At 50.7% G+C, this 25,216-nt stretch carries 17 protein-coding genes; 8 read left to right on the forward strand and 9 right to left on the reverse strand.

All coding sequences use genetic code 11. The features are described 5' to 3' along the window. Positions 1 to 73 precede the first annotated feature (73 nt). Together BN4609_RS08745 and BN4609_RS08750 are read left to right on the forward strand one after the other, a co-directional pair. A complete protein-coding gene (locus BN4609_RS08745; RefSeq protein ID WP_164071621.1) occupies positions 74 to 541 on the forward strand; it encodes a hypothetical protein in 468 nt (155 codons plus the stop codon). An 88-nt stretch (positions 542 to 629) separates the two neighbouring features. Continuing rightward, on the forward strand, positions 630 to 1,487 hold the full coding sequence (locus BN4609_RS08750) for an enoyl-ACP reductase FabI (RefSeq protein WP_068856291.1): 858 nt from the start codon (positions 630 to 632) through the stop codon (positions 1,485 to 1,487). A gap of 151 nt (positions 1,488 to 1,638) precedes the next feature. Here BN4609_RS08750 and BN4609_RS08755 read toward each other — a convergent pair whose 3' ends face one another. Continuing rightward, positions 1,639 to 4,554, reverse strand: a complete 2,916-nt coding sequence (locus BN4609_RS08755) for a glycoside hydrolase family 127 protein (protein ID WP_068856293.1) — start codon at positions 4,552 to 4,554, stop codon at positions 1,639 to 1,641. Positions 4,555 to 4,672: 118 nt separating this feature from the next. Continuing rightward, on the reverse strand, positions 4,673 to 7,609 hold the full coding sequence (locus BN4609_RS08760) for a 3-keto-alpha-glucoside-1,2-lyase-like domain-containing protein (RefSeq protein WP_068856294.1): 2,937 nt from the start codon (positions 7,607 to 7,609) through the stop codon (positions 4,673 to 4,675). 262 nt (positions 7,610 to 7,871) lie between these two features. Between BN4609_RS08760 and BN4609_RS08765 the strand changes: the two genes are divergently transcribed. Further along, entirely contained in the window at positions 7,872 to 8,849 is a 978-nt protein-coding gene (locus BN4609_RS08765; RefSeq protein ID WP_068856296.1) for a GntR family transcriptional regulator, read from the forward strand. 180 nt (positions 8,850 to 9,029) lie between these two features. On the opposite strand, the gene BN4609_RS08770 is transcribed toward BN4609_RS08765, so the two are convergent. The 3 genes from BN4609_RS08770 to BN4609_RS08775 are packed head-to-tail and all read right to left on the reverse strand — an operon-like array spanning position 9,030 to position 10,778. Then, on the reverse strand, positions 9,030 to 10,049 hold the full coding sequence (locus BN4609_RS08770; protein ID WP_021993473.1) for a beta-ketoacyl-ACP synthase III: 1,020 nt from the start codon (positions 10,047 to 10,049) through the stop codon (positions 9,030 to 9,032). Positions 10,050 to 10,052: 3 nt separating this feature from the next. Next, positions 10,053 to 10,238, reverse strand: coding sequence for a 50S ribosomal protein L32 (rpmF, locus tag BN4609_RS15775; protein ID WP_021993472.1), 186 nt, complete (start codon positions 10,236 to 10,238; stop codon positions 10,053 to 10,055). A 6-nt stretch (positions 10,239 to 10,244) separates the two neighbouring features. Then, the gene (locus BN4609_RS08775) at positions 10,245 to 10,778 is read right to left on the reverse strand and encodes a YceD family protein (protein ID WP_068856381.1); all 534 of its coding nucleotides are present in this window, start codon (positions 10,776 to 10,778) and stop codon (positions 10,245 to 10,247) included. Between the two features lie 1,025 nt (positions 10,779 to 11,803). Here BN4609_RS08775 and BN4609_RS08780 point away from each other — a divergent pair. Next, positions 11,804 to 13,567 (forward strand): DUF4091 domain-containing protein, encoded by a 1,764-nt coding sequence (locus BN4609_RS08780; protein WP_084791447.1) that lies wholly within the window; start codon positions 11,804 to 11,806, stop codon positions 13,565 to 13,567. Between the two features lie 247 nt (positions 13,568 to 13,814). Here BN4609_RS08780 and BN4609_RS08785 read toward each other — a convergent pair whose 3' ends face one another. From BN4609_RS08785 to BN4609_RS08795, 3 genes are all read right to left on the reverse strand, one after another. Next, complete coding sequence (locus tag BN4609_RS08785; protein ID WP_068856300.1) at positions 13,815 to 15,371, reverse strand: M56 family metallopeptidase; 1,557 nt, start codon at positions 15,369 to 15,371, stop codon at positions 13,815 to 13,817. A 94-nt stretch (positions 15,372 to 15,465) separates the two neighbouring features. After that, a complete protein-coding gene (locus BN4609_RS08790) occupies positions 15,466 to 15,825 on the reverse strand; it encodes a BlaI/MecI/CopY family transcriptional regulator (RefSeq protein ID WP_068856302.1) in 360 nt (119 codons plus the stop codon). Positions 15,826 to 16,300: 475 nt separating this feature from the next. Then, positions 16,301 to 18,544, reverse strand: a complete 2,244-nt coding sequence (locus tag BN4609_RS08795) for an Ig-like domain-containing protein (RefSeq protein WP_084791448.1) — start codon at positions 18,542 to 18,544, stop codon at positions 16,301 to 16,303. Positions 18,545 to 18,986: 442 nt separating this feature from the next. Here BN4609_RS08795 and BN4609_RS16525 point away from each other — a divergent pair, with 442 nt between their 5' ends. Then, positions 18,987 to 19,130 carry a hypothetical protein gene (locus BN4609_RS16525; RefSeq protein WP_164071622.1) on the forward strand — a complete coding sequence of 48 codons (144 nt, stop codon included), beginning with the start codon at positions 18,987 to 18,989 and terminating at the stop codon, positions 19,128 to 19,130. 250 nt (positions 19,131 to 19,380) lie between these two features. Here the strand turns inward: BN4609_RS16525 and BN4609_RS08800 are convergent, their stop codons facing one another. Next, entirely contained in the window at positions 19,381 to 20,556 is a 1,176-nt protein-coding gene (locus BN4609_RS08800; protein WP_068856306.1) for a sensor histidine kinase, read from the reverse strand. A gap of 708 nt (positions 20,557 to 21,264) precedes the next feature. Here BN4609_RS08800 and BN4609_RS08810 point away from each other — a divergent pair. The 3 genes from BN4609_RS08810 (at position 21,265) to BN4609_RS08820 (ending at position 24,960) form a co-directional block, all read left to right on the forward strand. After that, a complete protein-coding gene (locus BN4609_RS08810) occupies positions 21,265 to 22,386 on the forward strand; it encodes a GIN domain-containing protein (RefSeq protein ID WP_164071623.1) in 1,122 nt (373 codons plus the stop codon). A gap of 301 nt (positions 22,387 to 22,687) precedes the next feature. Then, positions 22,688 to 23,539: a hypothetical protein gene (locus BN4609_RS08815; RefSeq protein ID WP_164071624.1), complete on the forward strand. Its 852-nt coding sequence runs from the start codon at positions 22,688 to 22,690 to the stop codon at positions 23,537 to 23,539. A gap of 224 nt (positions 23,540 to 23,763) precedes the next feature. Continuing rightward, positions 23,764 to 24,960, forward strand: a complete 1,197-nt coding sequence (locus tag BN4609_RS08820; RefSeq protein WP_164071625.1) for a GIN domain-containing protein — start codon at positions 23,764 to 23,766, stop codon at positions 24,958 to 24,960. Positions 24,961 to 25,216: the final 256 nt, after the last annotated feature.

Raw genomic sequence — 25,216 nt, forward strand, 5'->3', positions numbered from 1 at the left:
AACGTAAAACGGAACGTACAATAAACTATGCGCGGGCACGTTAATTACATATAACAAGTAAACGATATGCGCTATGAGAAAACTATGTTTCATGCTTTTCACCGTCGCCGTGATGCTGTGCTCGTGCAGCAGCGAACCGCATCCTGCCGACCCGGAGGCGTACAAGGCACTGCAGGAACTGAAGGAGAAATATCTCGGACTGATTTACGGCGAGTGGCGGAACGAGATGCCTTACGACGACGAAGGCTCGAAGTGGCAGGTCAGCCTGAGGCTTGACGAAGACAACTCGTACGTACTCACCTACTCTATCGCCACTTACGGCAGTGACGGAGGACAGACTGTCGCCCGCAAGGACGTCACCAAAGGGACATGGTATCTGAGCGTGGTGCGCGACGACAACGACGGACTGCGTGAGGTGCTTGTGCTCAACGAGCTTCAGGAGAACGGCATTGTGAGTAGGCTTGTGGACTTCAGAGACGTTGACAACGACGTGCTTCACATAGACCTGTATCCTTTCAGCGAGCTAAGAAGAGCTGAATGACGGCTCAAAAAAGTCAATATTCGGCATAAAAAACGTATTTTTCACAATTTTGTATTATATTTGCAACTGAATCAATATAATATAAATAATGACTCACAATTTATTGAAAGGTAAGCGCGGCATCATTTTCGGCGCGCTTAACGAAGACTCCATAGCATGGAAAGTGGCTGTGAAAGCCGTTGAAGAAGGAGCCGCCATCACCCTGAGCAACACTCCGATGGCACTCCGCATGGGTACGCTCGACGAACTGAGCAAGAAACTCAACGCGCCCGTAGTGGCAGCAGACGCCACCAGCGTTGAGGATTTGGAAAAGGTGTTCACCGAATCGGTGAGACTCCTCGGAGGCAAGATAGACTTTGTGCTGCACTCCATCGGAATGAGCCCCAACGTGCGCAAACGCCGCACATATGACGACCTGGACTACGGTTATCTGCAGAAGACGCTCGACATATCGGCAATATCGTTCCACAAGATGCTTCAGGTTGCGAAGAAACAGGACGCCATAGCCGAATACGGATCGGTGGTGGCACTTACCTATGTGGCATCGCAGCGCACATTCTTCGGATATAACGACATGGCGGACGCGAAGAGTATGCTCGAGAGCATAGCACGCAGCTTCGGCTACATCTACGGCCGTGAGAAGAACGTACGCATCAACACCATATCCCAGTCGCCCACTCCCACTACAGCGGGAAAAGGCATCAAGGACATGGACAACCTCATGGACTTCTCCGACAAGATGTCTCCTCTGGGCAACGCATCGGCAGAAGAGTGCGCGAACTACTGTGTGATGATGTTCTCCGACTTCACCCGCAAGGTGACAATGCAGAATCTCTTCCACGACGGAGGGTTCTCCTCGATGGGCATGAGCCTTAGAGCCATGAACCAGTATGCGAAGGACATGGAACCGTATGAGGACGAGAACGGAAAGATAGTCTACGGATAAACGGCAGCGGAAACGCTGTATGGCAACAGACAAAAACGGCACCACGCATTATCGTGGTGCCGTTTTGTCTTTTCATATAAATATACGTCCGCATGGAAAAGTGCGCATGCGCGTCCGGCGCAAGATGGGTTTCCATATACTGACGGTACTCCTACCGGGCGACATACTTGCGTCCTCCCTGAATAACAACGCCTTTATAACCGTCACCGACACGCTGTCCGCACAGATTGTAGCGTGAGTCCATGCCGTCGTGAAAATCTGTAACGACTTCGGAAAGGTCCGTGCTTCCGGGCAGCGAATAGGTGTATACCTCATAAAAACCGCCCACCTTGGTGCCTGACGGCGACGACATCGTGACACTCACCTTGTCCTTACCGGCAGTAATGTCGCGAGGAATGCTGTACGTACGGAAGAAATAACGCCCCGGAGAATTGTGCAACAGCCGCTCGTCAGCAATCTTCTCGCCGTCCACGATGATGTCGAACGTACGGACATCCCATTCGTCTCCCCAATAAAGGAACATTATGCTATTGTCGCGGTCGGGACTTACAGCCATGTCGAAACTGATGCCGTCCATTCCCTTTCCGTCGACCCACGTGCGTCCGCGAGCCTCACCCGTCTCGCCGTTGCTCTTATAATTGTGCCTGGCTTTCTCGTCGCCCACCGGCAGGAAGAAGTCCTCCACATGTCCGCCGACAGCCATCTCGCTTGTACGGACGGTGCGCACGCCATACAGTCCGCCCACAATGTTGCCGGGCAACGACTGCATCCTGAACGTCACACGCCTCTTTCCCTTGGTGAGATTGAACGGAACGGGATGATGCATCTCATAATACCGGTTAGGCATGAAGTTGTCCACATGGTCGTAAGAGAACTTCTCGCCGTCGGCGTAAATGTCAAACTCACGGTTTCCTCCGTCGCTTCCCCAGTGCCTGAGCACCAGTTCGCAGGGATGGTCCGGGTCGACCTCCATCGTATAGGAAATCCATCCGTCAAGCGCGTCGCGCCATCCCAGACCGTTGTCACTGCGCATGCCCTCACCTTGCATGTCGTGGGCACGCTCCGACTCCTCGTCGCACACCACTACCTTGTCGATATATACCTGCTCGTCGGCTATAGTCTCCGTGTCTGACGGAATCCACACCTTCATCTCGCCATTGCCACGATAGGAGCGCGCGAAATAAGGAATGAGCTTTACAGTAGCATCCTCCACAGCGGCACCCTCACCGTCTGCCACCACCTTCTTGCCTTTACAGCTTATCATGCGGAAGTCGGCGAACAGGCTCTGCGACGGAGTCTCCACGGTGAAAGACGCTCCTTCGGGCACTGCCAGATTATTAACGGCACCTCCGTTATCGGCGAACTCCGCGCAATAGACAAGCGGTCCGCGCTCCACAGCAAGCAATCCGGCATTGGTCTCGATGTTATCATGCGACCTCACCTGATGCACGTCCATCGGAAAACCGACCACAATCTTGTCTCCGGCTTTCCATCCGCGGCTTATGACAGCATATCCGTCCTCCACAGCATAGTCGAGAGTCTCGCCGTTGACCGTTATCGACGGTTTGGCTGACGGTGCTTCCAGATATTGATAAAGGTCTGAGTCCACCGGTCTGCCGACAGCCCATCCCGGTATGCGAATCTTCATTTCGAGCTGCGGTGCGGTTATTCTGTCCACCGTGAATTCCACACGTCCCTCCCACGGATAGTCTGTGTTCTGGGTCAGAACCACGTCGCCGTCCTCTAAAGATATCTCACTTTCCGAACCGACAAACAGATTCACATAGAGAGTGTTTCCACGTGTGGCGTACACATATCCGGGCATCGAGGGGATGAGACGAGAGAGATTAGTAGGACAGCAAGACGTTCCGAACCACTCGCTGCGCTCCTGTCCGCGGCTGCTTGTCTCAAGACGGTTGGGATAGAAGAAATGATCGCCCTCGATGGAAATGCCGTCCAACACATTATTATATATAAGACGCTCCACGAAATCGAAATATCTGGCATCGCCATACATGCGGAACATACGCAGTCCGAACATGCATCCGGCAACTGAAGCGCATGTCTCGCAATAGGCAGTGGCATTAGGCAGCTCATAGTTCTCGCCGAAAGCCTCGTTCTCATCACGCGCTCCCAGTCCGCCGGTGATGTACAGTTTCTTGCTGACAATGTTCTCATAGATGGCGTCCACAGCCTTACGGTAGTCCTCATCTCCCGCATACCGCGCCCAGTCTGCCATGCCCGAATAAAAATACATAGCCCTTACGGCATGCCCGACAGCCTCACGCTGCTCCACCGCAGGCAGATGGTTCTGCCAGTATTTGCCGTTAACACGCAGGTCTGAAGAGCCGGGATCAAACGTGCGCGAGCCTCTGCAGTCGAGGAAGAACTTGCATTCATCAAGATACTTCCGGTCTCCCGTCACCTCGTAAAGACGCACGAGAGCCATCTCGATAACGGCATGTCCGGGAGCTTCCTTTATACCGTTTTCATTGAACACCTCACATATGAGGTCCGCGCTGCGTATAGCCGCATTGAGCAGTTTGTCCTTTCCCGTCGCCTGATAGTATGCCACGCCAGCCTCGATAAGCTCTCCCATATCGAACGTCTCATGGCTAAGGTTCCAGTCGTTCTTCCATTTCTCACCGCCCATCCATTCATGGAGAGGATTGCCTATGGTCCAGTTTGTGAAAAGATAGCCGTCAGGTTCCTGCGCCGAACAGATGACATCGATCACTCCGTCGACATATTTCTCGAGCTCCTCGTCACGTTCCACATTAAGCAGATAGGACGCCCCCTCTATCACCTTATATACTTCGGCATCGTCATAAGTAGTGCCCGACTGATAAGATACATCTCCCTTTCTCACCTCTCCGGAAAGAATCTTCCCCGCAAGACGGAAGTTCTCTATCTGTCCGGCATCGGTACACTTCTGAAAAGCATAACGTATGGTGCGCTTTCTGAGCACGTCCAGACGCTGGCGCCAGAACTTGTCGTTGACATGCACCTTGGTAAACGAGACCGGTTTTATGTCTTCCGCAGCACTAATGCAAGCACATGAGACCATAAAACACACAATAACAAACAACCGACGCATTCCAATCATACTGTCCTTTTTATTTTTCAAACTGACGTAATTATAAAAAACCATATATACTTATTCTGTTATAAACATCCTGTATCACTCACATTATCACTTTCCTGCCGTCTTCCTTTATATAAATTCCGCGCTGCGGAGAGGACACTCTCTGTCCTGAGACATTGTAATAGACACTGTCCCCGCCATCATCCGACGTAATGCCTCTTATATCATCAAGCACGTCACAGGACACTTCAAGCACCGTATAGCTCCTCGCTTCAAGCGTCATCCGCATGCCATCCGGCTTACTTTCGCGCGGGACAATCTTCTCCGGCTCGTGCGGAGTGTTCGTGTCTGTAAGGTCTCCGTAAAGAGACAGTCTCCTGATATTGACTGTCTTGCCGGCGTTCCGCATGTCTATCTCGACCGGTATGTCAGCAGAAGAAGTGTTCACAATGTGCATTACTACGGTGCGACCGTCCTCACTGCGTGTCGCTGTCATATTGATGTTGCGGTTTCTGCACGCACTTCTTATAAGAAGCGGCTGGTGATGTGAGGCAGCCATCTGCTGCGCGTAATACGGAGGCTGGCACCATGACATGTGGCTGTTGAAGAATATCTGCCCCTGATTCCATTCGTTGTCGTTCTGCAGATAAGGCTGCAAAGCGTTGGCGGGACTGTCGAGCTGCACGAATCCGTCCATCCTTCTGACGGTGTTGAGAACAATGGCATGGCTTAGCGCACGGTGCATATTGTGAGTATTGCCGTTCTCTTCAAGTATGGCACATTTCATTGTTGTCTGCGGATTCCAGCCGAGGAACATGCTCCGCATGGTCTTCAGCTCGGTCTCGACCGCACGCGCCTGGTCTGTCTCATCCGTCCATGGATGGTAGTCCCACAACGCCGCCTTACCGTCAAGAGCCCTGAACACATATTCCATAAGCTCCGGTTCGTCCTGCCGCCACCACGCCGCGTTTATGAACTGAAGCTCCGGATAAAGAGGACGTATGGCATTGTAGAAGGCGAGAAACCTCTCCACGTAATGCTCATATGCGGCAAACGACTCGTCACCGATGTTTTCCTCGTTTCCTATCTCGATATATTTCACACCGTAAGGTTTGAGCTCCTCCAGCAAGGCGAGGACATCCTGAGGGTCGTCTTCGATATTTATGCTGAACGTGGGTTCCGTTCCTATCTTACGCGCAAAGTCCACAAACTCGATTATTCCGAATCCGTTCGTACTGTAGCGATACCAGTGTCCCTTGTATGGAGGACGTTTGTCGCGCGGTCCCATCATGTTTTTCACTCTGTATTCCGGAGCGTTTATCATTGTCCCTCCGTATCTAAGGAAAGTAAGCCGCTCGTTAATGAAGTCCTGAGTAAGGTCAGCTCTGTAAGGATAACTTTCAGTATGGAGCACCGCCATGTCCACCCACATGGAGCCTTCCCCGCCAAGTGCCACGACGAAACGTGCGTTGTTGTCGGTCGCATCAGGTGTCATCCCGAAATCGAACCGTTTCCACTCCGTGCCGAGTCCGCTTATCTCCTTACGGCAATATTCCACACTTCCGTCCGCACTCTGCAATGCCACGTAAGCCGTCTCCGCATCACCTTTCAGATATACGTATCCTGACATACGCTCCCCGGCAGTTATTCCGATGCCCCACTTGTTCAGTCCGAAATTGCATATGCCGTCATCCTCGGAGCCGCTGACCTTCTGTGAGTACGTGCCGTTGAACGCCTGAGTGCCGTCGTGAGTGTAAACGCCGTCACCGACTGGCATCCACATGCCGCTGACACCAGTCGGAACGCTTCTCAGAGCGACCGTCTCACCATTGAGACTGATATTGCGGAAGCTCGCCGGACCGTCGAAAGTACGCAGTCCAACCTTGCCTTTCATCAGCGGACTGTGCTCATCCACATACTCATATACGTTCTTACCGTTGAGCCAAACGGAAAATGTGTTTCCTGAGAAATTGACCCGCAGCCTGTTCCAGTCAGATGAATCGAACGACAGCTGTACGTTTTCTATCGGCTGCCAGTCATGGTCGTGCTTTCCGATAACAAGCGCGTGGTCGTCCGCATCAAGACTTATCTCATATCCTCTGAAAGCGTCCGCACCGTCGTCCGCATCCGATACGCCTATTATAAAACCCGAAATGGAACGCTCACCGTCCATCCTCACGTCAGCCTCAACCGACCCTTCCTGCATGTCGCGGCTCTGATATACCGCCTTGGCAAATGCTGAAGTATATGTCCTCATGACGTTATCCTCAACCGTCCAGCAATCATCATAACGTCTGAAATTCTCGACATCGTCAGCCATCGCCATGAATTCTATCTTACTGCCGTCTACCTGCAGATTCCTGAAACTTGCCGAACCGCCATAGCTTCTCAACCCCACATATCCGCCTTCCAATGGATTTGACGAGTCCTCATAATCGTATATCCTGTCGCCGTTAAGGAAAACCGAGAGCCTGCCTCCGTCAAAATCCACACGCAGCCTGTTCCATTCCTCGGGGCTAACAGTCAGAGGCACCTCCGCCACAGGCTGCCAGTTGTTCTCATGCTTGCCCACAACGAGCCTGCGCTCCGCAGCATTTACGCTCACCTCATAGCCGTTGAAAGCGTCGGCTCCGTCCGCAGCACCGCTCACGTTGATGATGAAGCCCGCGATGGCAGACGCTCCGTCAACACGCATGTCCACCTCCACAGAGGCGTCATTCAGACTGCGCTCCTGCCAGACAATCTTCCCGAAACCGTCTGTGTCAAGCCTCAGCACACCGTCCTCCACAAACCATGGGGTGTCGTAAGACGCAAAACCGCTTACCGAAGAGAACGCGGGCTCCTCAAAACTCTCACCGAATATGCGCTGGTCATACAGTCCGCCGTATATCTCATGATTCACATCCTCGGCTCCGGCACCGTATATCAGTTTGGGAACAGAGCCTTCAATACGGGACGCGTCCACCGTGATGACGGTCTGTGCAGGCAACTTCAAAGTGGCTGTAAACGCCAACAAAGCAACAATAATATTCTTCATAAAGCTGTCTGGTTTTTGATTCTGTTATGAAAGTAACGGTTAATAATAACTCCAATCGCACCACAAATATAGCGGAAATATTCCATACTGATACGAACTGGTATGGTTTTTAATTTTTTATAACATTCTTATTATCAACCGGAATTATAATTACAATGTCTTATTTAAGCAAATTAAACAATGTGAATAAGTCCGCTTTACAGAATATTATACGTATATTTGCACACGACAAGATATGTGTATAACATATAATAAAGAAAGAATGATACAGAACGAATCCAAATACAAGCTGGTGGTAAACCATGTGATAGACGGCATAAACAGCGGTGAGATAAACAAAGGCGACCGTCTGCCGTCAATCAACGAGTACCGCCACATGTTCAATCTGTCACGCGACACGGTGTTCGCAGGTATAAAAGAGCTCAAGGCACACGGCATAATATCGTCCGCACCGGGCGTAGGCTACTTCGTGAGCAACGTGCGTCTGAACCTCAGACAGAACATTTTTCTGCTCTTCAATGAGATGAACTCATTCAAGCAGGAGCTGTACAACGCCTTCATGTCGGGTCTCGACAAAGACGACAAGGTGGACCTGCAGTTCCACAACTACAACAGGCGCGTGTTCGAGACACTTCTCCGCGAGGCAAACGGGAAATACACCACATACGTGCTCATGCCAGGCAAGTTTCAGGGACTGGCTCCGCTGCTCGACAGCCTCAACGGCAGAGTGTTCCTGCTCGACCATTACCACAATGAGCTTCGGGGACGCTACTCCGGTGTAGGACAGAACTTTGAGGACGACACATACAACGCCCTTGTCTCGGAACTGCCTCGCCTGCGCAGATACAAACGCATATGCATGATACAGAGCGAGGCTAAAGAGCCATACGAACGGTTCACCGGACTTCAGAGATTCGCACGCGAGAACGGTTTTGAATGCAGATACATGAACGGATTCAACGGCAAGCACATCACCATGGCAGACCTGTTCATAATAGCAAACGACACCGATCTTGTCAAAGTACTGAAACAGGCGGCGCGGCAGAACATGGAGCCGGGACGCGAATTCGGCATCATATCCTACAACGACACCACGCTCAAGGAGATTCTTGCCGGCGGCATAGCGACACTGTCGACAGACTTCAGGAAAATGGGAAAGACAATGGCGTCGCTTCTCAAACGCAAGGAGATAGTGAACATAGACAACGACTGGAACCTGACAATACGCAAATCGCTGTGACATAAGCATGAGTATATCCCTCAATGACCATTGTCCGGCACTGCCGTCCGCATCATTCTCCGCCGTGAGAGACACCCATCCGTGTAGGGAAAGCATCAGTCCGGACACAAAGAAAAAACGTGTGCACGGTATCACACCATACACACGTTCATAAAGTGTTTAATCTATGATTCACTAAAATTATCTTGCCTCAGCGACCTTGTCGCCGTCGTAAGCCCACTTATAGAATGACGCTCCGTGAACGAAACCGGCTCCGAACGCCGTGAATATCACATTGTCGCCTTTCTTGAGCTGCTTCTCGAAATCCCACAGAGCAAGCGGAATAGTGGCTGCACTCGTATTGCCGTAGTGCTGAATGTTCACCATAACCTTCTCCATAGGTATTCCCACACGTTTTGTCACAGCCTCGATGATGCGCATGTTCGCCTCATGAGGGATGACCCATTTCACGTCGTCGGCAGTCAGGTTGTTGTTCTCCATCACTTTGAGCACGTCGTCGCCCATGTTGGTCACGGCATAGCGGAACACCGTGCGACCCTCCTGATACAGGTAGTGCAGACGATGGTTCACAGTGAAATGAGAAGCGGGACAAACCGAGCCTCCGGCTTTCATGTGAAGGAACGGCAGTCCGAGCCCGTCGGTACGGAAGAAAGTGTTCTGCACACCTACGTTCTCCTCCTCCGTCGCCTCAACGAGTACGGCACCCGCACCGTCTCCGAAGAGCACACAGGTGGTGCGGTCGCGATAGTCGACGAGCGACGACATCTTGTCCGCTCCGATGACAATCACTTTCCTGTAGCGTCCGCACTGAATCATCGATGCCGCCTGGTCGAGTCCGTAAAGGAATCCGCAGCACGCAGCCTCGAGGTCGAACGCGAATGCGTTCTTAAGTCCCAGCTTACCCAGAACGATAGATGCCGTTGACGGGAACTTATAGTCAGGCGTTGTGGTGCACACAATGATGGCATCGATGCTGTCCGGATCTGTCCCGGTCTTTTTGAGCAGCTGCTTGGCAGCCTTGCGCGCCAGATAGCTTGTTCCCAGTCCTTCCTCCGTGAGGATGTGACGTTCCTTTATACCGACGCGAGTCATTATCCACTCGTCGCTCGTGTCAACCATGCGCGAAAGTTCCTCGTTGTTGAGGACATAATCGGGCACGTATCCTCCGATGCCGGTGATTATCGCGTTGATCTTTCCCATCTATTATTCAGCAACTTCCTTTACGATAGCCACCTTGCCTCTGTAATATCCGCAAGTCGGGCATACTGTATGATAAACATAATAAGCGCCGCAGTTGGGGCATACTGCCAGTGTCGGTGCCACTGCCTTATCATGGGTTCTTCTTTTAAGTGTACGAGTCTTTGACTGTCTTCTTTTAGGATGTGCCATTTTCTTTTAATCTTTAATTATTGTTTTTAATTTTTCCAGTTCACTCCAGCGCGGATCCACCGCCTTGACGCCGTCCTCCTCGCTGCTTCGGGCAGCCGAGTGCTCTTCGAGAGCCTTTATCATGACAGGATTGCATTTGCCAGGTGCATGCACGTGTCTGACGGGAACGGCAAGAGCAATGAATTCGTATATGAGCCACGCCACGTCGAGAACGCCTTCGTTCTCATCCACTATGACGAGGTTTTCGTCTTCCGAACATTCCTCACCAAACTTAGCCACGATGTGTCTTTGCGCCTCAACAGGCTGTTCCATATCATCAAGGCACAGGTCGCATGCTACTGTAACCGTGCCTGAAATGGAGAAGTCCAGCTCGTAATGAACGGACGAGCGACGCACGTCAAGACGCACATGCACATTGCCTCCGCCTACTTCCGAACCGCCAACGGCACTGAAGTAAGCATCGCCGAGGTCATACTGAAACGTCGTGACACCGGTCTCCAACCCTTTCAAATCTATTTTAAAAGACTCCAAGCTGAACATCGGGCTATAAGGATAGTCTGTGCAGACACTGCCGGAACTGTGAAACAGCATGCCTCACGGGCACGTCGGGCGATGTCTGCCTTTGGGATGCAAAGTTACAAATTATTTTCATACCAGCATATAAAAAAGCGAAAAATCATGTTATTTAAGTATCTGACACCGATAACGGGCCGTGTTTGCCGCTCCTTTTCGCACACTTGGGCAGAAACGTGCAACCAAAACCGGCCGCCCGAACGTCAAAAACAGCCAAACGGTAATGACGCGCCGGCAGGAGCATCCCCCACCCTGCGTGCGCACGTATTTGCAAATTTCCGTTAACATCCATTCACATTCCGTACACTGGATTTAACACATTATTTTCCCGATTACAGAGAAATTCCGTACGCCGGTCGCTCTCCGGAAAGCCCGTTCCGTACATTCCGCATAGCGACACCGCGCTGACGGTCTTGCGAAAGAGCCCGTTTCACGCTCTGATATTAACTGTTTTAGGGCCTGATATGCACCATATCACCACCTGAAACGGCCCGTATCGGAGTGCAATAAAGGCTCTTTCGCAGGACGAAGAAAATACCATCGGAATATCATCTCCGGTAAATCACTATCTGTCAACAACTTACAAAGACTCGTCATTTTTACGATTTTCCGCACAAAATCCTGTCACGGACGATTTCACGAGAATTTTACGCAAATTTCTCGATGAAAATTTAACTTTTCCGACCGTGCTTTTTGTTTTTTTATATCTCTGCGGATGGTCTGACGGAGAATGTCCACCCGTGCCGTCGCTGTCACTCACCGGCCGCACATCATGAACAGAAATGAGAGCCGTATGAAGCCATACGGATAATTTAAATTAAAAAACATATCATCCTTTTGCGCAAGTTGTTGTATTTCATTACCTTTGTATAATACACAAGACTGCGGGCGGAAAGACACAGAACAGAACACCATTCCGCCAAGATGCACGCATCTTTTCATGCCGATAAAAGGAAACCAACATACTAACCCTCAAAAACAATAATGCCAACATGAAACCAGAACCTATCAGAAAAAGACGGACGGCAATGCTCGCCGCGCTGTTAGCAGGCGCGCTGTGCGCGTTCGGACAAGCAACGACAGACTACAACGAACTGCCCAACCCCACCGCAACAGACGCCAAGGCATGGAGCGCGGTGAAGAAAGTCACCGCAGGATGGGGCGACACCGACACCCGTTACAACAAGGAACTGCCCGCAAAGGCCACCGCCGGGAGCATCAGTCTCACGGCATGGCGGGGCGAGAAAGTGTCGGCGCAGCTCGCCGTGAGCACGCCGGAGAAACTTTCCGCGCTCACCTTCGAGGCAGGCGACCTCACCGGCTCAGCCTCAACAATAAGCAAGGCGAACGTACGGACGGCCTTCGTGAGATATGTCATGGCGGACGAACTGCAGAAGGACGGACAGAACACGTGCGGCGGACGCAATCAGGATGAGTACAGACATTTTCTCGTGGCCGACCCGATAGACCATATTACGCGTCAACTCGACATGGAGCCCAACACCACCCGCTGCGGATGGGTGAGCATAAGCGTGCCGCAGAATGCCAAGGCAGGCACATATCGCGGCACCGTAGAGGTGAAGGCCGACGGCAAAACGATAGCGTCACTGCGCCTCAACCTGAAGGTGACTAACCGTACACTGCCTTCAGCCAAAGACTGGAAATTCCACTTAGACCTATGGCAGAATCCTTACGCCGTGGTCCGTTACTACAACGTGGAGCCGTTCAGCGACGAGCACTTCAGACTCATGCGCCCGATAATGCAGCTCTACGCCGACGCCGGCGGCAAGGCCATCACCGTGCCGATGATGCACCGTCCGTGGAACGGACAGACCTACGACGCCTTCCCGAGCATGATAACGTGGATGAAGAAGGCCGACGGCACATGGGCGTTCGACTACACGGCGTTCGACAAATGGGTGGAGTTCATGATGAGTCTCGGCGTGAAAAAACAGATAAGCTGCTACTCCATGATTCCGTGGAAGCTCTCTTTCTCTTACCTCGATCAGGCCACCAACTCGTTCAAAGCCATCGACGCCAATCCCGGCGACAAGGCCTACGAACAGCTGTGGACGGAGATGCTTCGCTCGTTCGCCGCTCATCTGAAAGAGAAGGGATGGTTCGACATCACCCACATAGCCATGGACGAACGCCAGCTGAAGGACATGCTCGCAACGCTCGAGGTGATACGCAAGGCAGACAGCGGCTTCAAGGTGGCGCTCGCAGGCTCATATCACAAGGAACTTGAGGACAAACTTGACGACTACTGCGTGATAATAAACGAGAAATTCCCTGCCGAAACCGTAGCCAGCCGCCGCGCCGCAGGCATGAACACCACGTTCTACACATGCTGCACACCGCCACGCCCCAACACCTTCATACAGAGTCCGCCGGCAGAGTCGGAGTGGCTGGCATGGCACAGCGCAAAGGAAGACCTCGACGGATATCTGCGCTGGGCGTTCAACAGCTGGACCGCAAGTCCGCTCACCGATGCATGCTTCACCGCATGGCCGGCCGGCGACCCGTTCCTTGTCTATCCCGACGGCCGCAGTTCCATAAGGTTTGAGCGTATGGCAGAGGGCATACAGCAGTATGAGAAAGTGCGCCTGCTGAAGGAGGAAGCCCGCAGCAAAGGCAACAAGTCGATGCTGAAGAAGATAGAAAACATACTGTCGGCGTTCGACGAGAAACTGCTTGACCAGACAACGGCCACCGAAGCCGTGAACAGGGCGAAGGCTGCCATAAACAGACTATGACGCCGCCGGCACACTGCGACAATATGCGAAGACCGTGGCACTGAGGTTCTCAGCCCGTGCCACGGTCTTCTTCGTTATACATTCCGCAGCGATATGCATGCCGCCACCGTGCCGCAGCCATGCCCGTATCGCGCAGAATAAATATTATGACCTACTATGATGAAACGTAAAATCCATCTGTCCGTCCCATACGCCGTGCGCCGGAGACAGACAGATGTTGCAGGGTTCCGATCAACGGAATTGCGGATTATTCGCCTGTTGTTTTCTTTTTAAGAAATATATTCACTGTGTTCTCACCCGAGGTGCCGCCTTTATTCACCACCACCGACTCTATGTCGTTCGGCAAAAGGGCTTCAACCTCTTCCTTTGTCACGGTCTTGCCGTCAATCATATAGGTGGGTTCTTTCTCCATATTGTAAACCTCGACAGTCGTTGGTTTCTTTCCATCACTGCTCAACTTGACAATTCTCATATCCTTCACGTCACCCACTGTCACAGGATTGCCCTTCTGGTGTATCGTAATAGTATTCACCTTGCCTGCTGTTGCCTTATTTTCTGAAGATGCGGAAGAAGCAGAAGACTCACCGGCAGACTTTTTCATGGTCACCACAATTACTCCATTCTTCGCCTTATCACCATATATCTTAGTAGCAGAATCATCCTTAAGTACAGTCACCGAATTTATTTTTGACGCGTCAAGACCATTCAACTCGTTCATGTTTGTCTCACGGCCATCAATCACCACAAGCACATCGTCTGAGACAGACTTTGCTTCCACTCTTACAGATTGTTTCACTGAGTCAGCCGGCACAGCCATTTTTCCGGTGGCGGAAACCTTCACCGATGTCATATTCTCACTCTTTGCGTCTGCCTTCACAATCATTGCGCCGGCTTCAGACACAACCTTGTCACTCTCCAGTGCCACCTCACCGGCCATCTTTGTGGCTGCCGGAGTGGCGAAAACAAGCACTGACACTGCCGCCAAAGGAAGCACTGCGGCTGCCTTGACACGGTTCCACGGATTTGATTTTTTCATTTTCATCATAGTTATACGTTTTTTTAAGTTGGTTTGGTTCAGATTGTTTGCCATGGCGAACAGGCGTTCGCCCACTGCCTTGCGTATGAGAAGGAGCTGATAGCCGGATGCATCGACACCCCGGCGGAGCACAGCCTCATCCGCCTCATATTCGTGAACGTCGCGCAGTTCGGCACGCAACAGCCACGCCGCCGGCGAGAACCAGCAGAACATTATTATGGTGTTACACAGAGCTATATCGACGGAATGGAGGCGGGACACGTGTGCCTGCTCGTGTATCACTATCTCCCGGGCTCCCGCCGCGTAGTCTTTCTCACTGATGACTATGCGCCGGAACCAGCTGAAAGGAGCTCTGTCGCCGGGCACTACGGTCACCATCGCACCGCAGGTCTCACACCGCCGGCCGCCACGTAGAAGCATCGTAAGGCGCAACAGCGACACCACCGAGCGCAACAGAAGCAGCGCGAAACCGGCCATCCACACCAGCGTGAGCACTTGCACGAGCGTCAGCCCCGCCCCGTCGCCCTCCGCTTCGACCACAATCTGTACGAAGGCGGCTTCGGCAAGGGCGATGGTCTGATGGACGGGAGCAGGTGTCTCCAGCGTGATGTGCATGAGAGGCAGCAGGAGAGCGGCTGCCTGCATCGTGAGCAGCACACCGCGGTTGAAGGCATGAAAGCTCTCGCGGCTGAGCAGCAGTTTGTATGTCAGATAGAATATGGTCTGAAAAACTGCCACCTTTATTATATATACGAAGAACATTCCCATTGTGATAGTGTTTACAGGTTAGCTTTGTCTGAATGTCTGACGGGCGCACGGCAACGGCCTGCACGCCATGGAGAGAGCGTATAATGGCGTGGAATTATTTGTCCTTCACCATGTCTATTAGTTTCTTCAGGTCTTCCACGGTGAGGTCTTCCTCCTTCACGAGCGACGACACAGCGTCGAGATAGGAATTGCCGAAGAACTTGCTGATGACGTTTTTAAGCGATCCGCGGCTGTACTCATCGCGGCTCACCGTGGCGAAATACTGGAAACAGCGTGCCGACAGAGCGCGGTGCGACAGGAAACCTTTCTCCTCAAGTATGCGCACGAGCGTCGAAAGAGTATTCACATGCGGCTTCGGGTCGTCATAACAACTTTGAAGTTCGCGTATCTGCATGTCGCCGCGACTCCAGTAATGATTCATTATCTCTTCTTCCTTGTTTGTAAGTGTCTTCATAACGGTTTCTGTTTTTTACAATGGCAAAGTAACTAAAACTTTTAGTTGAGTGCAAGAAAAGAGAGTTAATAAAACTAAAACGGTTAGTTATTTAACTAATTCTCTTAGTCAATAAAGACTTTACTGTATGTCGACGGCTTAACTTTTCATTAACCACACGTATGCGGCGGGATGTCATACCGTGACATACAAAAACAAAAAAACAGGTGCCGCACGATGCTGTCATTTCGATAAAGAGAAATGACAGCCATGCGACACCTTATTATATATATACCCCGAACCCCATAAGACCGTCAAAACAGCCATTTCGTCCTGCCGTTGACCCATCACAGTCCTTCGCTGTTTACAATATCATCCTGTCCCGTTATTATCTCTGATGCAGCCCTCCGCATCTTCTACAGAACCGTAAAAACAGCCTGTGTGAAATCATCATGAAGCACGTATGAGGTCTGACGGCGGATTCAGGCAAGACAGTTCACAATACCACCTTGCAGCTCTTATTGCCTATTTTCACGACAAACACGCCCTTTCCCAAATCAGGAAGCGTCGTCAGTGCCGTTCCGTCGCCTTTCAACGAGCATACTACCTGTCCGGAAATGTCAGTAACCAGAATCCGCATTCCTTCCGGTATTCCCTTTAATACAAGGCGTCCGTTGTCAACAGAGACACTGCCATCAGCGGCAACACCGTCTATTCCGGTCAGACCGTCATCGGCTTTGACGACACAACTTGCCATATAACCTCCGTCAACCGTCGTCACATACACAATTGCAGAACCGTATCCCGAGCAAAGCACCCTACCGTTACTTACAATAGCGACAGACTCATCTGAAGAGCTCCAGTTCAATTCCTTGTTTGTGGCATCGGCAGGCTGTACGCTCGCGACGAGCTGTTCAGCGTCCCCTATCTTACTGAATGAGAGTTCAGACTTACTTAATGAGACACCGGTCACAGGCTGGTTTACGGTCACCACACAGAAGTCGCTGATGCCCTCATCCTCGCTTGTGGCACGGATAACAGTCTGTCCGGCTTTCACACCTGTCACTACACCCTTGCCGTTTACGTCCGCCACATCCGGATTGTCAGAACTCCATACAATGCTCTTATTGTCCGCATCATAAGGAAGGATTGTCGCCGTGAGCTGTATGTCATCCCCTGTATCCACTGTCACACTCCTGTTGTCCATCCTCAATTCTGTCACAGGCTGATAAACACGCACCCTGCATTCAGCGGTATAGCCGCCGTCAACGGCAGTGACAGTTATGACAGCCTCACCTTTTGACTTTCCGCTGACCACTCCTTCCTCATCAACAGAAGCAACACTCCCGTCACTGCTGCTCCACACAAGCCTTCCGTCAGTCTTTCCCTCAGGCTGAGCGACAGCAGCAAGCGTCAGTCTGCCGCCTTTCCTCACCCTTGCCTGCTCTGTCTCAAGGCGAATTCCCACGGTGTGTTCATAAACATCAAACTCGCAGACATCGGTATACCCGCCGTCTTCTGTCGTAGCCTGTATTCTCGCCTTCCCGTATGATTTCAGCACTACGAAGCCCTCATCATCCAGTGCAGCCACACGTTCGTCCAACGACTTGAGCGTGTAATTCCTGTTCAGTGCGTTTTCGGGAACTATCGCTACATCAGGTTTGAATCTGTCTCCAACATACATACATTCCTCAGGCTTGCCTATAGAGACGCCTTTCACCGGTATCTCCTCTATTATGGTGGCGTATTTCCAATATTCAGCCTTTTCATAGTTTGACTTTGAGCCTTGCGGCACATGCACCACACAACCGCTGAGTTCCCTGCCTCCACTATACCTCCTGATGAATTCCGGAGGCACCGCGCTTTCCATGAAGAAATGTATATGCTTGTCCGACTCAATCTGTTCTCTGTTTCCATACCTGTCACTCTCATTGTCTATGACGGTCAATCCCGCAGGTATATGAATGACGGTTCCCTCTTTCCTTATAAGAAACGAACTTGTATACCATACCTTCATTCCGGACGGGAGTCTTATGGTGTCACACTTCAGATATAAATCCCTGAAAGCGGTACGGGCGATTCCCTCTATCGCGTCAGTAAGATTAATGTCTATCTCATCTGTAGTCTCACCATACCTCTCTTCCCGTTTCATAAAAGCGTTACGCGGAAGATATCTCACAGTGGAAGGCAAATGAATCTTCTTTACTGATAATGCGGAGTATGTATCAAGTGTGTCCACGCCCTCCCGCAAATACAGATAATTGGCAAGAAAATGATTCTGGCGATAGAGAGTAAAGCTCTTGTAAGAAGGTCCTCCCAACACCAGCGTGTCTATGACATTGTTCCCTGGCTCGTCAAAGCCCGACGGACCGCTCCTATAAAAATTATTTATCACCTCCGCATTCACAGGCAAGGACAGGTAGGTGCCTTGCTTCTGCTCTTGGAAATAAAACCCATAGCTCACCTCGTTGTCCTTCACTCCTCCGCCCGACACGATATTGGCGTCAGACAAATCCACATGGACAAGACTCTTGTTCTTCATCATCCCTTTCACGAAAGCAAGGTCCGTACCGTTGATATAGCCTGTCACCTTAAGGCTCTTCAGCGACACCTGGTCTGTGTAAGCTATCTTGCTCGACAGCCAGCCGGGCATCTGATTGTCCACAGTCATGGCTTCCGACTGCGCCGAGACACCGATACTGCAGAGCGACAGCATGATTAAAACAATATATTCCCTCATATATCATTAATTTAATACGCCTATAAACTCCCGGATTCGGCATTATAACATAATACGGAAAATAACAGGTTACACAATAAAAAAGACGTGGGAGTCTAAACTTCATGCTTATCCCAGTCTCAGGCCTTCGCATTGCCTCCACAGAAGGATAAGCAACGCAGCCAGCCCACGTCATGACATATCATACTAATACATCCCATCATGACCTGCATGACGGGATGGTGTACAATACACCCCACGCAGACGCTTCCGTTGCCATATCTTCTTCTGTGTCAAGTTTGCGAAGTTTGAGACTAGAAGATAACGCTCGTAAACGTCATTTTATCAGTAAAACCACCCGCCAGCCCATAAGAGCCGGCTGTAATCGGAAGCAAAGATAGCGATTTTTTATTTATCCTCAAAATAAAACAAAGCATCTCACGCGCATAACGTCAAAAACATTATGGCATATGGAAAAAGGCGATACGGGATGGCTGTAATCGCCGTTGATGCAGGCATAAACATCCGACCAGCCACATCATCACGCCTGACGCAGAGTAAGACTGTGGCGGGGAAGCAAGGAGACAACGTGCCCACACAGAAGTAGAGACGCAAAATCTTGCGTCTCACGAGGAAAAAAATGCATTTATAATCACCGAATCATTACACACGTTTATGGTGATGGAGAGGACGGGAGACGCAAGATTTTGCGTCTCTACAAGGCGGACGCCATTGGGATGGAAGGATGGGATATGGGGGATGACGAATAAACAACGCGACACACAAACAGGCATGAGCTGGGATGCCGCATGGCGCACTAAAATCCGTGACGTGCCGTGTCTGCCATAATGCGGGCGTCATCTCCGCCTCTTGCCCAGCTCTATGCGGAACGTCGTGCCGCGTCCAGGCTCCGAGCTTTTCACGAATATGCGACCGTGATGATACTCCTCCACGATGCGTTTGGCGAGCGAAAGCCCGAGTCCCCAGCCCCGTTTCTTGGTGGTGAAACCCGGTCGGAACACGTTGCCGATGTTTTTCTTGGGTATGCCCTTGCCCGTGTCGCTCACCTCGATGGCGGTGCGTCCCGGTCCGTCGGAGACGGTTATGGTGATGCTTCCCTCACCGCTCATGGCGTCGACAGCGTTCTTGCAGAGGTTTTCTATCACCCACTCGAAGAGCGAGGCGTTGATGTCCACCGTGACATCTGTATCGGGGAAGCGGCACTCAATGCTTATCTTCGTTGACGTGCGGCGGTTCATGTAGCTCACCACATTACTCATTACGTCGCGCAGGTCGGTGGGAACGAGCTCCGGCAGCGACCCTATCTTTGAGAAGCGGTCGGCTATCAGCTGCAGACGGCTTATGTCGTTGTACATCTCAGGGATGAGTTCGTCCTCCGGATAAGTCTCCTTCAGCACCTCCACCCATGCCATGAGGCTCGATATGGGCGTGCCGAGCTGATGGGCTGTCTCCTTGGAGAGCCCCACCCACACCTTGTTCTGCTCAGCCTTCTTCGACGTGAGCAGTGCGAAGATGGCTATCACCACGAATATCATCACCACCCCAAGCTGCACGTAGGGATAGGACGACAGGCGGCGCAGCATCACCGAGTCGTCGTAGCACACATACACGTAGTCGGACGGGACATTGTCAGACAGCGCCACCTTTATCACCTTGTCGGAGCTGAGCAGGCGCAGTCCCTCCGCCCTGACATAGGCGAGCGTGTCGGCATAAGTGTCGCATGAGCTGATGCTGAGGTTGCGGAATGTCTGCACGTTGCGGCTCTCGTCCATCACGATGACGGGTATGGTGGTGTTGCCGTTGAGCACCTTGAGCACGAGGTTGAGGTCGGCGTCGCTGTCGGCGTTGCTGAATGTGCGCATCGCCTCCGCCCACGTCTCCATCTTCTTGTGCTCCTCCGCCGAGAGGTCGCGTATGAGAAAATGTGACACGAGCAGCGATGCCACTGCTATGATGACGGCTGCCAACACAAGCAGAATCTTCACACGGCGTATCTGGTCTGTCCATTGCATACTGATATGATAACGAGATTACGCGCGGTTTATTGCCTCGACAGGCTCCGCAGGGGACTATGGAGAAAGACGTACTTACGATTTTTCTTGACTTTATTTTGACAAAATATTTTCGCGAAAGAGATGTAAATGAATGTTAAATCGGGCATAATGATGGCTATTTAGGCCATACCGGTCTTATGATATACCCCGTAACATAGTCCGAAAATATACATCCCGCGTTCTGATATTGCCCATTTCGCGGTGCGATAAAGCCTATTTCAGGGGACGAAAAGCACCATTTCGCACTCCAATATAGGCCATTTCGCAGGCCGAAATGGTGCTTTTTGCAAAACGAAAAAATGTCCTTTAAACATAAATCATTGATATTCAACGCCTTATAAAAAAAACTCTCATAATTCGCGTATTTGCGCCCGAGGAAGAGTCTGTCCGCAAATACGCGCTTATTTTTCGGGGTATATCAGTAAACTAAGACGTAAAAATCAAAAACCGCTTACAATTTGAAAGTTGCCCGTATCGTTTTCTTTTCGGCATAAGTAAACAACGCTCATCCGTAAGCAAAAGCCACGGTCAGGATGTCTTCCCACCGTCATATCACAGCCATCCGCTTTCAAAAAAATCAAAAAAAATGATGCTCCGCATGTCACAAATACGAAATTGCTGCGTAATATAAATAAAACGCGAAGCAGAATTAAAAACATATATATTATGAAAATGAAGACTTTGGCATTGACAATTCTTATCTCGACATTAGGCATGACATCATGCAGCGGTGCCAACAAAACCACAACGGATAATCATCTTACTACCGTGACTGAGCCGACGGCTAATGATGATGTGGAAAAGACACTGAAATTCAGTAACTTCGACGGAATAAAGTCGGATGTGGATATAGAAATACACTACGCACAGGACGCAAAATACAGTGTTAAGGTGAGCGCGCCACAAGACCTGCTTGCCAACACCGACATATCGATGAACGGTTCTACCATCACGCTTAAAGCAAAAGACGGCAACCGACAGAGCCACCCGAATATCATAATGGACAACGGTCAGATATATTATCTGAACGGCGACGCCAACAGCAAAATCAAGATGTATGTCACGGCTCCTCAGATAAGAATGCTGAATAACGATGGAGGCGGCATGGAATTCTACGCAGTACACATGGACAACGATGAACTGGCAATAAACACTACCGGCTTATTCAAGATGAACGTGCAGAGCATTAAATGTACGGGTGAGAACGGTATGAGCGTAAGCAACACAGGAAGCTTCACGGCGGAGGTGCCGACAGTGGACGCGAAACAGTTGTCACTGGACAACACGGGAACTTTGCTGTTCAACGGCAAAAGCATAAACGGTTCGCTGTATATAGACAATTCGGGACAGACAACGTTCTCTGGCGACGTGAAAGGTGCTGATTTCACACTCGACAACAGCGGAATGTGCAAACTCAGCAGCACGTTCGTACTGACAAACGAATATGATTTTGACAACAGCGGATTGGCTTCCGGCGATGGAGACATCACGGCAAAGACCATCAACATATCGAGTTCCGGACAGGAACAGCGCTACGGTGCGTTTAAAGCAGACCGTATGTCGATAGACATCAGCGGCAACAGCAAATATCAGATAAGTTTCACCGGCGGAGACGTTTTCCTCGACTGCAGCGGCGTCGGCAACTTCAATCTTTCTCTCGACTGCCGTAGCATCGACGTTGACTCAGGCGGATTAATCGACGTGACGCTCTCTGGCACGGCCGACAAGACGTCGTTCGAAGGTTCCGGTTCATCGCATCTGAACACTTCCAAACTTAACAAGTTCTGACCGTCACCCCACTACCGCCGACAGACAACGGTGACGACGCACAGCCACAACGCCAAGACAGCGTGCTTTCTTTCGTCCATCCGTCCGCCGGTCATAGCTTTATCACAAAAAACAATGCCCCGCATATCACAAACACGACGACGATGCGTTATATAAACGACAATACTTCGCTATCGGTGACCGTAGATTTATATCTTTCTGATTTCAGGTAAAATGACGATAGAACCATCTCAGCCGATTGCCGGACTTACATACTTTTACAATTCGTCTGACCACGTCAAATCAATTATATTCACATATTATGAAAAGATTTTTTTTTGCCTTTTTACTTACCTTCGTACTTACCGGTATGTCTTTCGCCGGTGATTTCTCAAAACATCGCGGCGTCTGGGCCTCAAACGATGCCGAAGCTGTCATAACAGACAGTGTATGTATGTTCTTCGAGAAGACTCCAGCGGGTTTGAGAGCGTTTCTCAACGTTCCTACGCAAGACATATACAGCTGCACCACTTACAGGGATTCGGCATTTGTAGTTGAGACGGCCGCGCCTCTCGTACTCACCGATGGGGTTAAGATTGTTAACGGAGTAACCGTCAAGACTCTGCGTATCGGAGACAAGGTGATGTCTAAAGTGGAGGAGTTAGAGACCTGCAAACCTTATGAAAAATCCCGCGCAACAAGCAAGTCTGACGTAGGCAAGTGTTTACAGGAATGGAGGCTCGGTGCCAAGTTCGGAAAAGACGGCGATATCTTTATGTGTGAGGTCAATACCAACCGCCACATGTTTATCTATCTGATTAATCCTAACATGACATATATCCGGGCAGCAGCAACGGCGAACAACGATAACGGCACATTGTTTTTTCAGAACATCCGTATGATGCGCAACAATAATACCGGAGGACTGACATCGTATATGGCATCTGATAATTATAATATCGCCGCAGACAATCTGCAGATTGACAACAGCAAATTCAATCCTAATGCCTGCGTATTCAATCCTGACGGAGGAATATATTGGTCACTCATCTCGTTTACGGCAGACCAGATTAAGATAAACGGTTGCGGCGAGACTTATTATGTAAACCGTATTGATCAGTTTGAAGAATACTTTAAGTATGTCCCATACGAAACAGCGCACATACAACAATAGTCTGTCCTTGGTATAAAGGGCTTCACCGTGCCTTCGCTGATTGGCAAAAGCTGTATTTCCATTCGACAGACAACCGGCCCGATGAGCATCTCGCGTAAAAGCATATCTCCATAAAAGTCCAATCCGGAAGGGCAACGGTTTCCGCTTATCACCGGCATTACAAGCCTCAACGAACCACCGGACTCACGTTAAATAAAATACGAAACAAGATTAAATTACATATTATGAAAATTAAAACTTTGGCATTGTCCATCCTTATCACCACTTTATGCATGGCTTCATGCAGCAGTGCACGCAATAGCACTACCGACAACGACATGACGGTCGTGGCAGGACTGTCCGGCAAAGGCGAGGTGGAAAAGACCCTGAACCTGGGCAAATTCAACGGCATAGAGTCGTCCGTGATTGTGGACATACACTATACGCAGGGCTCTAAACGCAACGTGAGGATGCGCACGAGCAAGGAACAGATTGACAGATACGACATATCGGTGAACGGTTCGACTCTCGTTCTGAAAAAGAAAGACATCAAGTCCGGCTCCGGCAGAGGCTCCAAGGAGGATAAAATCACACTGTATGTCACTGCCCCGGATATAAACTTCATAGATAACCGCGGCATAATGAAGTTTTACACTAAGCTGATCGGCAGTGGCGGACTGCAGATAAGAAACAAGGGAATACTCGATATGAACATTCAGAACGCGCACGGCAAAGGCAGCAGCACACTGAGCATAGACAACAGCGGAAGGATGACGGCAGAGATGCAGGCGGTGGACGTAAGACTGTTCTCGCTGGACAACAAGGGCATGCTGACATTCAGAAGCACCGGCATAACAGGAAGTCTGAAACTGGACAACTCCGGACAGCTGACATTCTCAGGCAATGTTGAGGGCTCTACAGCCGAACTGGAAAACAAAGGGGTGTGCAACTTGACAAGCGCGTTCAACCTTACCGACGACTATTCATTCAGCAATGGCGGACAAATGAGCATGTCAGGCGACGTGAAAGGCACGTCGGCAACACTGAAAAACACGGGTGTGTACAGGATGGAAGGTTCGTTCAGACTGAACGGTGACTATACTTACGACAACTCCGGACAGGCGGACAACAACGGTGATGTGACGGCAAAGACCATCAGTATGTCCAATTCAGGAATGGACAGCAGGGATGGTAGTCTGAAAGCAGACCAACTGACAATGAGCGTAAACGGCCAAAGCAACTACAAGATGAGTTTCACCGGTGGCGACGCAAAGCTCAAATGCAGTGGTATGGGAGAATTCAGACTCGCACTCGACTGCCGTAGCATAGAGGTGAACTCGAACGGACAGATAAACATAGAGCTCTCGGGTACGGCCGACAAGACATCGTTCGACGGCTCCGGAATATCGCATCTGAAAACATCCAGGCTTAACAAGTTCTGACCGTCTCCCCACTCCTGCCGGCAGATAAAGGTGGCAACGCGCAGCCGCGACGTGCAAGACTACGTGAGCAAGTCCGCACACAGATAAGCCATGATAGCGAAAGAATCCGCCCACTGAACCCATACGGCATATCGAAACCGCCGGAACAGCGTGTTTCCTTCCGCCCGTCCATCCGTCGGTCACCGCTTTTTCACAAAAAGCAATGCCCCAAGTGTCACAAAAACGACGCTGATGCGTAATATAAATAAAACATGAA

Origin of the sequence: Leyella lascolaii (assembly GCF_900079775.1) — a bacterium.
In the GTDB taxonomy this organism is placed as follows: Bacteria; Bacteroidota; Bacteroidia; order Bacteroidales; family Bacteroidaceae; genus Prevotella; species Prevotella lascolaii.

What these genes read in the sequence shown, in the direction of transcription:
- BN4609_RS08785 (WP_068856300.1), bottom strand. Translation starts at nt 15,371, where the DNA reads ATGGGAATGTTCTTCGTATATATAATAAAGGTGGCAGTTTTTCAGACC.
- BN4609_RS16525 (WP_164071622.1), top strand. Translation starts at nt 18,987, where the DNA reads ATGGCATATGGAAAAAGGCGATACGGGATGGCTGTAATCGCCGTTGAT.
- BN4609_RS08795 (WP_084791448.1), bottom strand. Translation starts at nt 18,544, where the DNA reads ATGAGGGAATATATTGTTTTAATCATGCTGTCGCTCTGCAGTATCGGT.
- BN4609_RS08760 (WP_068856294.1), bottom strand. Translation starts at nt 7,609, where the DNA reads ATGAAGAATATTATTGTTGCTTTGTTGGCGTTTACAGCCACTTTGAAG.
- BN4609_RS08775 (WP_068856381.1), bottom strand. Translation starts at nt 10,778, where the DNA reads ATGTTCAGCTTGGAGTCTTTTAAAATAGATTTGAAAGGGTTGGAGACC.
- rpmF (WP_021993472.1), bottom strand. Translation starts at nt 10,238, where the DNA reads ATGGCACATCCTAAAAGAAGACAGTCAAAGACTCGTACACTTAAAAGA.
- BN4609_RS08810 (WP_164071623.1), top strand. Translation starts at nt 21,265, where the DNA reads ATGAAAATGAAGACTTTGGCATTGACAATTCTTATCTCGACATTAGGC.
- BN4609_RS08790 (WP_068856302.1), bottom strand. Translation starts at nt 15,825, where the DNA reads ATGAAGACACTTACAAACAAGGAAGAAGAGATAATGAATCATTACTGG.
- BN4609_RS08815 (WP_164071624.1), top strand. Translation starts at nt 22,688, where the DNA reads ATGAAAAGATTTTTTTTTGCCTTTTTACTTACCTTCGTACTTACCGGT.
- BN4609_RS08750 (WP_068856291.1), top strand. Translation starts at nt 630, where the DNA reads ATGACTCACAATTTATTGAAAGGTAAGCGCGGCATCATTTTCGGCGCG.
- BN4609_RS08770 (WP_021993473.1), bottom strand. Translation starts at nt 10,049, where the DNA reads ATGGGAAAGATCAACGCGATAATCACCGGCATCGGAGGATACGTGCCC.
- BN4609_RS08745 (WP_164071621.1), top strand. Translation starts at nt 74, where the DNA reads ATGAGAAAACTATGTTTCATGCTTTTCACCGTCGCCGTGATGCTGTGC.
- BN4609_RS08765 (WP_068856296.1), top strand. Translation starts at nt 7,872, where the DNA reads ATGATACAGAACGAATCCAAATACAAGCTGGTGGTAAACCATGTGATA.
- BN4609_RS08820 (WP_164071625.1), top strand. Translation starts at nt 23,764, where the DNA reads ATGAAAATTAAAACTTTGGCATTGTCCATCCTTATCACCACTTTATGC.
- BN4609_RS08800 (WP_068856306.1), bottom strand. Translation starts at nt 20,556, where the DNA reads ATGCAATGGACAGACCAGATACGCCGTGTGAAGATTCTGCTTGTGTTG.
- BN4609_RS08755 (WP_068856293.1), bottom strand. Translation starts at nt 4,554, where the DNA reads ATGGTCTCATGTGCTTGCATTAGTGCTGCGGAAGACATAAAACCGGTC.
- BN4609_RS08780 (WP_084791447.1), top strand. Translation starts at nt 11,804, where the DNA reads ATGAAACCAGAACCTATCAGAAAAAGACGGACGGCAATGCTCGCCGCG.